Genomic DNA, 12824 nt, shown 5'->3' with positions numbered 1-12824 from the left:
CATGGCGATCAAGACGAAGATCATCGGCCGCGAGGCGCTCCAGCGGAGACTTGATGAACTGGTGCCAGAGGCAGCGACAGCCGCCGCAGAGGCCAAGTTAGAGGTGGCGCAAGAGTTGGCTAGCAGAATTGCCAGCCGTGCGCCTGTAGATTCTGGCGACTACAAGGCCAGCATTCGAGGCGGCAGGCAGGCCGATAATCCCGGCATTCAGCCGGTGGGCGGCAAGCAGTCCAAGGATCCAGACGCAACAGCGGTTTATGCCGACTTCATCTGGCGCCTTCTTGAGTTCGGTACGGCACCGCACGTCATCAAGGGCAAGAACGGCGGAAACGTCGTGTTTGCCGGCTCCGATGGCGGATTGGTTTCTGTGCCGTCTGTGGCGCATCCCGGCTCGCGAGCGCATCCACATGTATTCTACACGTGGAAGGCGCTCCGCAAGGCAGCCAAGGCCAAGATCAGCCGTGCGATCAGCAAGGCCGTGAAAGCATCCAACAATAAGTAGCATTGGAGGGCGCATGGCCGCACCGGCACATGAGCTCGTCGGCGTTGCGACCGCACGCCTACGATCCTACACGGCGCTGACGAGCCTGGTTCCTGCCAGCAACATCTTCTATCGTCCGCCAGCATCATATTCGCCACCATACGTGACGGTCGATGACGTCTCGACGCGGCGCGTCGACATGCAATGCGTCAGCGGCACGATTGCCGATATGACAATCCATGTCTGGACGGACGAAAGCAATCCGCTTCCGAACACCGGAGGCGCTCTGCAGGACGCCAGGGCGATCGCCTACGAGATCGCCAACGCCCTGCATGACTACCCACTAGCGTTGCCCAGCAAGCGGCTGGTGACGCTGGAACACCGCGGCGAGCGCGTGTTCTACGATGCGGATGGCGTAACCGGCCATGCGGTCATCGACTTCGAAGCGGTAATCGAATCCTCGGCCGCGCTTTAGCAACCTAATTTATGGAGCCTACAATGGCTGACGGACAACAGACCGGCAGGCTACTGCTGATTCAAATCGGCGATGGCGGAAGCCCTGAGACTTTCAACAATCTGTGCGGCCTGCAGACGCGCAATTTCAACATGTCGGCGAACGATGTCGACACCACGATTCCGGATTGCAATAATCCTGGCGACACGCCGCAGAAGACTGGTGTCCCCGGTATCAAGAACCGCACTTTCTCCGGCTCCGGCAAGTTTGTGGCTGGCGCCGCCCAGTCCACCTTTATGGGCTACGTCAACAACGCCGTGACCTTCAATGCCAAGGTTATTGTGCCTGGTCTCGGCTCCTACACCGGCCCTTGGTACGTGACCGACTTCACCCTAAACGGCGAGCAGGAAGGCACGATGGGCTTCGATGCTACCTTCATGGCTGGCGGCGCACTGACGTATGTTGCGGAGTAAGTAGGGCATGGCATTAGAGGTTAACGGCGCAAGAGGAGAGGTCGCCCTTAGGGTGGGTGACGTTGACCTCGTAATTGCCGCCACTATGGCCGGGCTGGCCGCGGTCTCCACGCGGCTGGAATGCAAGTCGCTTGGCGACTTGTTTCAGCGGCTTTCCGGCGTTGAGGCGGCGGCCACCATGGCTGCCATCGAACTGCTTACCGTTCGCGGCGATAAGGCTGCGGCGCTTGATGCGCTTAGGCTCAAGCACTTCAAGGCATGTTCGGATGCGTTCGCGCTGGCGCTCGCGCACCACTTCGACGGTGAGCAAAAAAACGAGCAAGCCGCGCCGGCAGCGGGGTAGAAAAGCCGTTCCCCTGGCGAGATTGGATGAAGGGCGCATTCGGCGCCCTTCATTGGACGCCAGAGGTGTTTTGGCGGTCGACGCTCACCGAATACATGATGGCGATCGAGGGCTTTAACGCGCTCAGCGGCGGCGAGAAGAAAGATTCGGGACCAAGCGACGAGGATATGGCTGCGCTGTTGGCGAAATATGGCTAGTCCTTGCTGACGGCGCGCAATTGCCTAACTCGCTCGCGCATCTGCGCCGTCTGCAAGGCGGATCCCGGATAGGAATCCCCGAGCTCGGGGTACTTCAGAATGCATCGGTCTCCGGCAAGTACCGCTGTAGAGACGGTCTTTATATTGGTTCCCGGATATCCGGGGCCAACCGAGTCAGAGACGGTCATTCTGCACTCGCGATAGGCGGCCAAGCTAGCCTCTTGCTCTGCGGCTATAGCGGTCATTCTCTGCTGTTCTTTGACTGCGGCATAGGCGGTATATGCGCCATCCAGGTAGACCGCACTTGACGCGATTATCGCCACACAAGCCGCACCAACCAGCCACTTCATTGCCTCTCCCCCGCAAGAAGGTTCAAACATGTCTGATAAAACCGATGACCTTCTTATTAGTGTAAGTACTGACCTTACTACCATCAAGAGGCAGCTAAAGCAACTCGGCCAGGACGTCGGTCAAACTACTTCTGGAATTCAGAAGCAGTTCGACAGCCTTGGGAAGGGTATCGATCAGTCGATGTCTCCGATCCAAAAGCGCATTAACGCTATGATCGGCATTCCCGTGTCCTCAAGGGTGAAGGAGTGGAAAGGCGCGCTTGCCGAAGTAGCCGACACGTCAAAGCTTACCTCCTCTCAAGTCCTCAACCTGACGCGGCAGGGTAACGACCTTGCCACCATGTTTGCTCTTGGTGCTAACCCGATGCAGATTTTTGCATCGCAGGCGGGTCAGATTTTTGATGCACTGCAGAGCGGCCCTGGCGGCGCAATGGCGTCTATCAAGGCGATCGGCGAGGGCGCGATCGGTCTGGCGACCAAGTTCCCGTTGGCTACGGCTGCCATTGCTGCGGCGGGCGTTGCCTTCATCGCGTACGAGATGGTCGGCGGCTCGCACCTAAAAACGCTGGACGAGATCACAAAGACGCACGAGGGCAACATCAAGTTGCTAGGCGACGCGTGGGACGATGCGGCGGCCAAGAAGAAGAAATACGCCGCCCTGCCGGTCAGCTCGGTCAATTCGCTTAACGACAAGGAAGTCCAGAACTCCAAGGATCTTCTCGCGACGCAGATCAAGGGCATCTTTGACGAAGTTTATAAGACGATTGGTGCCGGTGGTGGCGGACAAGGTCCGCTGCAAAAAGTTCTCCGGTCGCAATTTGAGCCTTTCAAGCAGGCGTTGGATGATCTGGCTAACACCAGCGACGTCAAGGTTTTTCTCGCGCAAATAGAATCCGTTGCGGAAGCCAATCCAAAACTGGCCTCCACTCGAGATGCGCTTCGCGATTTGGCTACCGAGGCGGCAAAAACCGCCGCAGAAATTCCCGGTCTCGGTCAGCCTGTCGATGAAATCGCCGATACGATTGACGAATTCAATCGTAAGATGGCCAGCGTCACTTCCGAGCCGCTACAAAAGGCGCTGCAGGACATCTTTGACGACGCCAAGAGCGGCAAGACCAGCATTGATGAGATCAATGCCGCTATCGCCGCGCTTGAGCAGGCCAACCCAAGTTTCGCCGGCATCATTGCAGGCCTGCGCGGTATCATCATTGAGGCGCACGGCGCCTCGCAGGCTGTGGCCGATGCATACGCCAAAGCGGCTGGCAGTTCACCCAATGGTCGCGTCTACAATCCGCTTGCCGCGCAGGTGGATGACGCAGTCGCCCGCGGCGCGAATATCGTTCCGACGCCAGCACCTAACCGCGAAGACCTTGGGCATGAATATGACAAGGCGGCCGAAGCTGCAAAGCGCAAGGCGGATGCCGCGGCTCGTCGTGCAGCACGTGCACAACCGAAGACTGCCGACGATCGCTTTGCGGAGGATTTGCAGTCCATCCGGGACCGCACAGCCGCTCTGAACGAGGAATATAACGCGCTTGGGCTCTCCTACGAGGCGCAGACCAAGCGTAGCACGGCACTCGACCTCGAGCAGCAGGCACTGAAGCAGGTTCGCGAGGAAGCCCGCAAGAAGGGCGACACTGACTGGCAAAATGCCCAACTCACGCCAGCCCAAATCGCGCAGATCGATGCGGTTTCGGATGCTTATGCCCGGCAGGCCGATGCGCTGCGCAAGGCGCAGGAAATGCAGGATCTTCAGCGCGATGTGCTGAAGGGTGCGTTTGACGATCTCCGCTCAGCGCTGGACGACGGCAAGCTTGATTGGCAGGATTTCGCCAAGATCGCCGAAAACGCGCTCGATAAGGTTATCGACAAGATCGAAAACGATCTTCTCGACGCCATCATGCAGGCCAACTCCGCAGGCGGTGGCGGCGGCATCGGGAGCATCTTCAGCGCCATTTTCGGCGGCGGCAGTTCCGGCAACGTCTTCCCCGGCGGAGGCGCCCTCAACAGCGATATGGGCCTCTATGACACGGGCGGCTATACCGGCCCCGGCGGCAAGAAAAAGGTCGCCGGTCTCGTCCACAAGGGCGAGGTGGTTTTCAGCCAGGACGACGTCGCGCGAAACGGCGGCGTTGCCGCGGTCCAGGCCATGCGCCGTGGCCGAGCGATTGCCGCACCACAGATGCCCGCAATTCAGGCGCCAGCCGCACGCGGTGGCGACATTGGCGTGACGTTCGCGCCTAGTATTTCGGTGCAGGGCGGCGGCAACGATGCCGGCGAGCAGGTAACTGCTGCGCTCAAGAAGTTTGAGAAGGAATTCACGCCGAAGGTCGTGAAGTCGATCCGCGACGCGAAGGTCAGGGGGATGCTGTGACAACGATAAATCTCCCTGACGTCCCCTTTCAGGCGGCGTATCCGCAGCTTGTGGAATCGGTGTCCGTCTCCCGCTCCGGTACGCGCGCAATGTCGTTTGTCGAATACGCGGATGCCTATTGGCAAATCGCCATGCGCACAGTTCCGCTGCGGCCTGAACAGCGCCTTTTGGTCGAGGCGTTCAAGGATCAGAGCCGCGGCGGGCTGCAAACCGTGCTCTACACGCCCAAGCATATGTGCGTGCCGAAAGCGTATTGGGGCGACGCGTCCAACGCAGCGCTATCCAACAACGGCAATCTTGTTTCGATCACCGGCAATTCGCTGGTCATCAACAGCGTTGACAACGGCTTGACGCTTGGTCCTGGCGATCTGATTTCGGCGACATCTAGCGAATACAACGCGCTATTCCGCGTGCAGGGTGGCGGCGTTGCGGCATCGAATAGCATCACGATTACGGTTGAACCGACCGTGCCAGTCTACATCGCCGCGACTGCAGTCATCCGGTTCAAGAACCCGATCGCCAACATGCGCGTGCTACCAGGCTCGTTCTCTATCGATGACGAGATATTCCCGTCGGCCAGTTTCACCTTGGTGGAGATTCCTAAGTGAGCGCGAATAGGCTGTCGATTTTGGATGCGAACCTCGGAACGTCAGTTGCTGGTGTCTTGGGGGTGTCTGATGGATGCCATGATCTTGGTCACCTGCGCGCAGGCTGCTTCCTTTATATAAGTTTCCGTCGCTGCATTGGCCTGATGAAAATTCGTTCGACCGGATAGTCGGCTCACTGCCGCTTCTTCAATGACCCTCGCACGACGCCGAAACTCAACTGGATCTGCGGAATAGCAGATTTCGCCTATGACAATCCGCAACAGCTCAAGCAGAGCGAGGTTTGCGGCGATGTCGTCTGCCCGATCGCGTTCTGTGTATTCCACCAATAAATACTCCTGGCCTGGCTGGCGGAGCACTCCATGGCATTTCCCACACGCCTTCAGCAAGTACTTGACGAGGGGCGGGCAATTATCCGCTCCGGCATCAAGATCGCTTGCACGACCGGCACTTACGGTTTTTGGAACGGTAAGGGCGACATCGTTGTCGACGGGCTAACCTATTGGCCTAACTCGCTGATCACCATTTCGGAACCGGTTTATGGCCTCGGCACTGCAGCGTCGACGTTTACGGCTGAGCTTGTCGCGCAACGCGATTCCGGCCTAACGCCTGACAAGCTCCTGCTTATCGAAAGCGAGGGCTACAAGGATGCGCCGGTTACGGTCTACGACTTTTACTTCGATCCCGATGACCGGTCGTTCCTGCATGCCGAGCCGGGTGCTTATGGGTATATCGACACCGTCGATCACTCGCGCGATAGCGGCGAAACTAAGCTGATTGCCAACGTCCGCTCCGGCGCCATCGCAAACCACCGAGATGGCTACCGCACGGCAAGCCACGAGGATCAGCAGCTGGTGTCGGCTGGCGACATGTTCTTCCAGTACGCCAGCAAGGTGAAGCACGAGAGCTTCGACATCAGCTTCGATTAGGCTCACGCCAGCAGGACATCGATATGCTTACCCTAACCCGGTTGTCCGATTGGGACCGGCGCCTTGCGCGCGTGGTCAATCAACATAGAAGCACGCCAGGCGAATGGGGCGTCTCTGACTGCTTGCTTACCGTCATGGATGCCGTCGTTGCTGTAACCGGCTTCGACCCGGCAGAGGATATCCGAGGCGGCAAATACAGCACGGCGGCAGGCGCAACCAAGATCCTGCGTAGGCGCGGCTTGGCGGATGTCGAGGCGGCGCTTGCAAGCCTGTTCCCGCCCATCTCGCCTCTTATGGCGCAGCGCGGCGACGCAGGTGTTGTGCGGCGCGATGGCGTTCTTTCCTGCGGCTTTATCTGCGATCGCGGCTTTGCCGTGAAGGACGAACGCGGCCTGTCGTTCCTGCCCCAAACCGAGATCAAGTCAGCCTTCAAAGTGGGGTAGCGAATGGGATTTCTAGTCCCGATTTTCTCGACCGTCCTTGGGGCGGTCGGGCTGAGTGGCGTTGCGTCCTGGCTCGGCGGCTCGACCATTCTTGCCGGCCTTGCGCGCTTCGGCCTTGGCCTCGCCGCTAAGTACCTCATTGGCCAGCTTACGCAGCCGAAACAGCAGGCGCAGACGTCGCAACTTGATACCGCTTATGGCGAGGACCTGGCGCGCTCTGTCATCATGGGTAAGGTCGGCACGGCTGGCCACCTCGTCTACCGGAACGCCTATGGATCCGGCAATCGCAAGGTCCAAGACGTCTATATCCTCTCCAACTTCCTGATTAACGGCATAGCGCGCGTTCGCTACAAGGGCGAATGGAAGACGCTTGGCGGCACAGAGGACGCCACAAAAGGCTTCCAGATTCAGGACATCGACTCGAAGATTTGGGTCAAGCTCTACAAGGGCACGATGACGCAGACGGCCGACGCCGGTCTGATTGCTCAGTCAAATCCCGCCGGCCGCTGGGCGACAAATCACCGTGGCGCGGGCATTGCGTACGCCATCGTAACGCAGGAGCTCAATCGCGAGCATCTTCAGCAGCCGTGGCCGGCCTTCTTTGAGATTGAGGGCGCGCCACTCTATGACTGGCGCAAAGATAGCACTGTCGGCGGCAGCGGCTCACATCGTTGGAATGACCAGACGACATGGGAGTTCACTGAAAATCCTGTGCTGATGGCCTACGCGCTCGAGCACGGCGTCTTCAACGGCACTGAGATGATGGTGGGCAAGGGCGTTTCGGCGTCACGTCTGCCGATTGCGCAGTGGACTGTTGCGGCCAACATTTGCGACGAAATCGTTGGCACCGGCAAGCGCTACACGGCCGGCCTTATTCCGGCGGCAGGATCTGGCGTAACGCACGACCAGAACATGCAGCCATTGCTCGAGTCGTGCGCTTCGACGTGGGTTGAGGACGCTACCGGCGAATATCCGATCGTTGGCGCCGCGCAGTCGACTGTTCTGACGTTCACCGACGATGACATCATGGTCGACGAGCCTTTCCGGTTCTCGGTCAAGCGCTCAAAGTCGGAGCTCATCAACACGCTGTCCGGCACCTATTTCGAGCCAGACAATTTTTATGAACAGACGCCGTTTGCGGTGCGCATCGATTCCGTTGCGCTGGCCGAGGACGGCGAACGACTTGCGGTCTCGATACCGTATGACGCGGTCAACCGCTCCGAGGTTGCGGACCGGCTTGCCGATATCCAGTTCAAGGCCAGCCGCTACCAGGCCAACGGCGAAATCTGCATCCATCCGCGGTTTCTTGCGGACGCGCAGGTCGGTCGATGGATTGAGTGGGATTCGGCTGCATTCGGCACGCGCACATTCCAGATAACCGAGAAGCGCCTTGGGCCATTCGGCGAGAAGGCTACGCGGAACATCTATCTGACGCTGCAGGAGGTTGGCGAAGGCATATTCGACGGCACGGACTATGTGACCGTTCCTATCGATGCGAGCTCGCCCGGCGATCCTGACTATGCGGTGTCCGCGGCCGACTTCGGCGCCGTTGGCATACAGTTGAAAGTGGATGGCTCGACCGAGCGCAAGACCGGCATCCGCTTCTTTTGGGATGCATTCGATGATGTGACCGTTACGGCTGTCGACGTCGAATACAGACCGGAAGCGGCGGGCGTCACAGTCAGCATCGCGAATCCGGCGGTCATCACATGGCCGAGCCACGGTCTGGTTGCCAACGATCTGCTCTATCTAGCGACCACAGGAAGCCTGCCGATCGGGCTTACCGCCGACAGTCCGCTCTACGTGAAGACGGTCCTAACCAGCGGCACGTTCACCGTTTCGTTGACGCCTGGTGGCGTTGCGATTGCCACGAGCGGCACGCAGTCGGGCATCCATAGTGCTTATCGCGACAGCCTCGTGAAGCGCGCCGAAACTCCCGTGCAGGTGCTTACTGTCTCGGAAGGCGTTCTGCCCAGCAAGACATATGAGTACCGCCACAGGATCATAACGACGCCACCGCGAGCGACGTTCTTTACGGCGTGGTCAAGTGTATCGACGCCGGAGGATGTGTTCGACGTATCAGTGGGCCTGGCGCAGACGCAGCAGGACGTCAGGGACTTCCTGGCCAGCCTTTCGGCGGGCCTGCAGGATATCCGCGACAAGGTTGCGCAGGTGGCGGCCTCAGCTGTCGATGCAGCCAGTAGGCAGGCGCAGGACAATGCCGTTGCGGTTCGCAATGCTCGAGCCAATGCGGCGGCGTTCACTGAGCTTGAGGCGACCATAACCGAAATCGACGGTGAATTGACGGCCATCGCCAGTTCGGTCACGGCGGTTGAGGCGTCGGTCGACAATGTGTCCGCTGATGGTCTGTTTCAGCTACGCGCCGAGGCCGGCACGGGGGACGTGGTGTCTCGCATGGTGGCGGAGGTTCGGGCGTCGGTGTCTGACGCGTGGGTGTCGGCGGGATGGGTCGTTGAAGCGGGCTTTACCGGCGGCAACCCGGCGGCGCCGTTCTCCAACTTCATCATCAACGCGAGCAAGTTTGTGGTCACGGACGGCACAAACAATGGCACGCCTCTGACGTTTGAGTCGGGCGCACTTAAGCTGCTCGTCGCCAACATCGGCACAGTGACGGCGGGTCTGCTGCAGAACCCAGCCGGGACAATGAAGGTCGACCTTAACAACAGCTTTATTCAGATCGCGGTGGCGTAATGCCGAATCTTGGCTTTGGCCTTACGGCGGGGGGCGTTCCCGCCCTCCGCATTGCCTTCGACAATGCGACAGACCTAGTGAACGAGTCGGCCTCGAATGTCGGCAAGTTCAAGTTCGACAGTCTCAACGGCACAAAGCTCAGCTATGTCTACGACATCGGCGAAAAGGGGAGCTACGACAGCCGTTATGCGTCGGGTGGCGGATGGAATACCAACTATTGGTTTTTCACCGGGCAAGGTGATTGGGAAAGCCCATACACTGCCACCAACATCGGCACCACATCAAAGGCGCTGATAATCTGGCTGACGTCTGGGACAGGGACGCAAACCAAGTACGTTTACAAGGAATGGTTCCCGTTCGGCTACATGCCCATCATGGAATGGCGCATTATCGATCCGGCGTTGGCAGCAAACACATATACCGGCCCGATCATCAATTACTCGGCCTTTGCCACTTCCAATGGTTATGTGGAGAGCTTCTCAGGGCAGCGCAGCCTGACTGCCGCCCACATCGACAGCAATCTGTATGGATCGAGCGGAACACGCGAGGCTTACACTCAGCAAGTCAAGTCATCCAGCCCGAATACGACGTCTAGGTACCTGACCTCCGTCTTCCAACTCCCGGCGCGCGACGACGCCATGCCTGATTATTCAGGCGCGCCGTCCAGCGGACAGCAGGTTCTCCTGCTCAATCCGACAACGGCGCGATTGGCTCTGCCGGGGAGGGACGTAACAGACGCCAACCTGGACCACTACATTTTCCATGAGGACAAGATCCCGGCCAAAATCATGGCGGCGGGCGACGTAAACGTTGCCGCATCCGGCACGGCGAATATTGCCTGTCCGCTGCCGATTACGGCATTCACCTACATGGATTTTATGATCCGCCGCCAGACCGACACAGAGTTCTGGAATCCGCCGTACTTCGACAGCATCGCCTCCGACAAGTCGCTGCAGTTCACCTATCTGGTCGATGTCGCCAATCAGAGAATCACCATCACCAACCTGAAGGCGACGGCGGTTACGATTCGCTACATCATATTCGCCGACAGCGAGCAGGCGCCAACGACCGGCGGCAAAAAGGTGCTGTACAAAGGTAACGACGGCACGCGGGACTTCGTCCAGATCAAGCGGCCTGGATCTTCAGACCCGGCACCCAACCTGAACGACATCATCGTCGATACGCGCCTCGCCTACGTGCCAATTCTGGCGCAAGGCTTCCTTAGCTGGACGAGTGATTTCCCGACGGTCGTGACGTCGCCGAACCAATTTAAAGGCGAGAGGATGGCGACCGTCAACGTCACCAATCCGTCGCCCAAGCTCAAGCTGTTCGTCAAGCAGGGGGTCGTGTTTGACACCCGCACGACGCCTACCGCCTGCCGGTGGGGGTATCACAAAGTCTTCACAGATGCCTCCGGCTGGACGGGCCGATGCAGCGCCGATAGCACGTGGGCGATGGTTCACTCGGACGAGAGTGCCGTCGACTTCTACATGGCTGGCGGCAACCCGCAGACGGCAAACAACGCCGGCGGCACGACCTACAATCAATATTGGGACGGCTCAAACCATCAGTCGACCGCCCTCGGCCTCCGCTACTACATCATCGGCATTCCCAGCAGCCTTTAACGCCCATCCCGCGGGCACGCAGCATCCCAAGGATAATCCATGACCATCTACAACACCGGCACGGTCTCCGTGACGAATGGCAACGCTGTGGTTACGGGCAGCGGCACCGCGTGGGCTGTCGCGCTTATCAGCGGAGGTATTTTCTCGAGCGCTGGCGTGTCCGTGCCGATACTCTCGGTTGGGAGTGACACGTCCCTGACGCTGGCGTACGCATGGCCCGGCACGACAGCCAGCGGTGCCGTTTATGCGATCGCGCGGGAGAATTCTGAAGCGGCGGACATAGTCAACCTGAACGATCGCCTGTCGCAAGTTCTGGTCAAGCTTTCGCTGGTGGGCATTACGCCAGATGCAAGCGGTACGCTTACGGAGCGCGACGCACTTACGCTTGCTGTTGGCGATAAGGGCTTCCTGTTCCTGCATGCCGAGCTTGGTTCCGACTTCGAGTTCTACCGCTGGTCTGGTTCGGCGTGGATCGGGCCGTTTGCTACAAGGGGCGTTGCCGGCGTGGGTGACGGAGGCTACGGCCTCCCAGCAGGCGGCACGGCTGCGCAGTTCCTACGCAAGTCGAGCGGCGCCGATGGCGATTCCGCATGGGCCTCGGCGCTGGCCAGCGAGGTCAGCAATGACAGTTCTGTTTCTGGCTCAAAGGTCAAGGACGCTCTCGATGCTCTAAGTTCATCAATCGCGACAGCGGCTGCCAATGTGGGCCGTCGCGGCACAGTCCGGGCCGCGACCACGGCAAACATCGCCATTGCGACAGCGCTCAACAGTGGTGACACGATCGACGGTGTTGTGCTCGCGACCGGCGACCTGGTGCTGGTGAAGAGCCAGACCGCTCCGGCTGAAAACGGCATCTATGGCGTCGGCGTCACGCCTGCCCGATCGAGCGAATACGATACCTATAATGAGCATCCCGGCGCCCTGATCGTGGTGCAGGAGGGCACGACGCTTGCCGAATCCTTCTGGTATTGCACCTCCAATGTCGGCGGCACGCTCGGAACCACGGCCATCAACTTCAGCCAGATGACCATTTCCTTGGCCGACGACAGCGTCACCAATGCCAAGCTGGCGAACATGGCCAATGCCACCATCAAGGGGCGGTCAACAGCAGGCACGGGCGATCCGGAGGATTTGACCGCAGCGCAGGTTAGAGCACTGATCGGTGGCACAAGCGGTTCGGTCTTCGGCCTGTTGAATGGGAACAACACGTACTCGGGAACGTCGGCCTTTACAGGCGGCTTCAGCACTAGTCACAGCACGCCACCGAACCTGGTCACGACCGGCGTCGCTGGCGGAGCGCCCGCCGCATCCGGCACTACCGATGCCAATCAGTTCCTGACCGCCGGCAATGGTGGCGTCCAATGGCGATTCGGGTTCTACTTCAACGGCATGATGTGGTCGCAGCCATGTCTTGCGTCTGACTATGCGTCGAACTTCGGCACCGTGTTCTGTCCGAACGGCGGCAATGTCGGTGTGGGTGATTTCGGCAGCACCGGTGTTGTCGGCACCAAGTTCACCGTTTCCGGCCCGTTCGCCACTTTGCCACCATCCATTGTGACGACGAGCTACACCGTCGCCGCTCTCGATGACTCTGTGATTTGCAACGGGGCGGGCGCGATCACTTTGACCTTGCCGGCCGCCGCCGCTTATCCAGGCCGATGGCTGACGGTCAAGACAATCGTAGCGCAGGCGGTGAACAGCGCGTCGTCAAATGTGAAGCCGATCGGAACCAACACAGCCGGCACGGCCATTCTTGCGGCAACGACCGGCAAGTGGGCAATTCTCCGGTCGGACGGTGCTAATTGGGTCATCATGGCCGCCAACTAAGAGGAAGCTAA

Annotated in this window: 13 protein-coding genes and 1 pseudogene; 12 read left to right on the top strand and 2 right to left on the bottom strand. The window is 59.5% G+C overall.

Features of this window, described 5'->3' with window-relative positions:
• Position 1 precedes the first annotated feature (1 nt).
• The 5 genes and pseudogenes from EOA32_RS03240 to EOA32_RS03220 form a co-directional block, all read left to right on the top strand.
• Entirely contained in the window at positions 2–502 is a 501-nt protein-coding gene (locus EOA32_RS03240; protein WP_128370850.1) for an HK97 gp10 family phage protein, read from the top strand.
• A gap of 13 nt (positions 503–515) precedes the next feature.
• Positions 516–956, top strand: a complete 441-nt coding sequence (locus EOA32_RS03235) for a DUF3168 domain-containing protein (protein ID WP_095830225.1) — start codon at positions 516–518, stop codon at positions 954–956.
• A gap of 23 nt (positions 957–979) precedes the next feature.
• A complete protein-coding gene (locus EOA32_RS03230) occupies positions 980–1408 on the top strand; it encodes a phage tail tube protein (protein WP_095784187.1) in 429 nt (142 codons plus the stop codon).
• Between the two features lie 85 nt (positions 1409–1493).
• Positions 1494–1751, top strand: a complete 258-nt coding sequence (locus EOA32_RS03225; protein ID WP_245499140.1) for a hypothetical protein — start codon at positions 1494–1496, stop codon at positions 1749–1751.
• Between the two features lie 20 nt (positions 1752–1771).
• Positions 1772–1948 (top strand): annotated as a pseudogene (locus tag EOA32_RS03220) (phage tail assembly chaperone); the annotation flags it as partial.
• Here the strand turns inward: EOA32_RS03220 and EOA32_RS03215 are convergent.
• Complete coding sequence (locus EOA32_RS03215; protein WP_128370849.1) at positions 1945–2298, bottom strand: hypothetical protein; 354 nt, start codon at positions 2296–2298, stop codon at positions 1945–1947. The pseudogene EOA32_RS03220 and the gene EOA32_RS03215 overlap by 4 nt on opposite strands.
• 28 nt (positions 2299–2326) lie before the next feature.
• Between EOA32_RS03215 and EOA32_RS03210 the strand changes: the two genes are divergently transcribed.
• Positions 2327–4672, top strand: a complete 2346-nt coding sequence (locus tag EOA32_RS03210) for a phage tail length tape measure family protein (RefSeq protein WP_128370848.1) — start codon at positions 2327–2329, stop codon at positions 4670–4672.
• 167 nt (positions 4673–4839) lie between these two features.
• Complete coding sequence (locus EOA32_RS03205) at positions 4840–5280, top strand: hypothetical protein (protein WP_128370847.1); 441 nt, start codon at positions 4840–4842, stop codon at positions 5278–5280.
• A 41-nt stretch (positions 5281–5321) separates the two neighbouring features.
• Here EOA32_RS03205 and EOA32_RS03200 read toward each other — a convergent pair whose 3' ends face one another.
• Positions 5322–5606, bottom strand: a complete 285-nt coding sequence (locus tag EOA32_RS03200; protein WP_128370846.1) for a hypothetical protein — start codon at positions 5604–5606, stop codon at positions 5322–5324.
• A 33-nt stretch (positions 5607–5639) separates the two neighbouring features.
• Between EOA32_RS03200 and EOA32_RS03195 the strand changes: the two genes are divergently transcribed.
• From EOA32_RS03195 to EOA32_RS39605, 5 genes are all read left to right on the top strand, one after another.
• On the top strand, positions 5640–6206 hold the full coding sequence (locus EOA32_RS03195) for a DUF2163 domain-containing protein (protein ID WP_128370845.1): 567 nt from the start codon (positions 5640–5642) through the stop codon (positions 6204–6206).
• Positions 6207–6229: 23 nt separating this feature from the next.
• The gene (locus tag EOA32_RS03190) at positions 6230–6649 is read left to right on the top strand and encodes a hypothetical protein (RefSeq protein ID WP_128370844.1); all 420 of its coding nucleotides are present in this window, start codon (positions 6230–6232) and stop codon (positions 6647–6649) included.
• Between the two features lie 225 nt (positions 6650–6874).
• The gene (locus tag EOA32_RS03185; protein WP_128370843.1) at positions 6875–9361 is read left to right on the top strand and encodes a hypothetical protein; all 2487 of its coding nucleotides are present in this window, start codon (positions 6875–6877) and stop codon (positions 9359–9361) included.
• On the top strand, positions 9361–10986 hold the full coding sequence (locus tag EOA32_RS03180) for a hypothetical protein (protein WP_128370842.1): 1626 nt from the start codon (positions 9361–9363) through the stop codon (positions 10984–10986). The genes EOA32_RS03185 and EOA32_RS03180 overlap by 1 nt, the downstream gene beginning before the upstream one ends.
• A gap of 39 nt (positions 10987–11025) precedes the next feature.
• Complete coding sequence (locus tag EOA32_RS39605; protein ID WP_245499139.1) at positions 11026–12813, top strand: hypothetical protein; 1788 nt, start codon at positions 11026–11028, stop codon at positions 12811–12813.
• Positions 12814–12824 lie beyond the last annotated feature (11 nt).

Source organism: Mesorhizobium sp. M1A.F.Ca.ET.072.01.1.1 (assembly GCF_004023325.1).
Classification (GTDB): domain Bacteria; phylum Pseudomonadota; class Alphaproteobacteria; order Rhizobiales; family Rhizobiaceae; genus Mesorhizobium.
The sequence above is the reverse complement of the archived record's forward strand: the minus strand, read 5'-3'. Positions and strand labels throughout refer to the sequence as shown.

Coding starts and splice junctions, on each gene's coding strand:
- EOA32_RS03240 (WP_128370850.1), top strand. CDS start 2: ATGGCGATCAAGACGAAGATCATCGGCCGCGAGGCGCTCCAGCGGAGA.
- EOA32_RS03235 (WP_095830225.1), top strand. CDS start 516: ATGGCCGCACCGGCACATGAGCTCGTCGGCGTTGCGACCGCACGCCTA.
- EOA32_RS03230 (WP_095784187.1), top strand. CDS start 980: ATGGCTGACGGACAACAGACCGGCAGGCTACTGCTGATTCAAATCGGC.
- EOA32_RS03225 (WP_245499140.1), top strand. CDS start 1,494: ATGGCCGGGCTGGCCGCGGTCTCCACGCGGCTGGAATGCAAGTCGCTT.
- EOA32_RS03215 (WP_128370849.1), bottom strand. CDS start 2,298: ATGAAGTGGCTGGTTGGTGCGGCTTGTGTGGCGATAATCGCGTCAAGT.
- EOA32_RS03210 (WP_128370848.1), top strand. CDS start 2,327: ATGTCTGATAAAACCGATGACCTTCTTATTAGTGTAAGTACTGACCTT.
- EOA32_RS03195 (WP_128370845.1), top strand. CDS start 5,640: ATGGCATTTCCCACACGCCTTCAGCAAGTACTTGACGAGGGGCGGGCA.
- EOA32_RS03190 (WP_128370844.1), top strand. CDS start 6,230: ATGCTTACCCTAACCCGGTTGTCCGATTGGGACCGGCGCCTTGCGCGC.
- EOA32_RS03185 (WP_128370843.1), top strand. CDS start 6,875: ATGGGTAAGGTCGGCACGGCTGGCCACCTCGTCTACCGGAACGCCTAT.
- EOA32_RS03180 (WP_128370842.1), top strand. CDS start 9,361: ATGCCGAATCTTGGCTTTGGCCTTACGGCGGGGGGCGTTCCCGCCCTC.
- EOA32_RS39605 (WP_245499139.1), top strand. CDS start 11,026: ATGACCATCTACAACACCGGCACGGTCTCCGTGACGAATGGCAACGCT.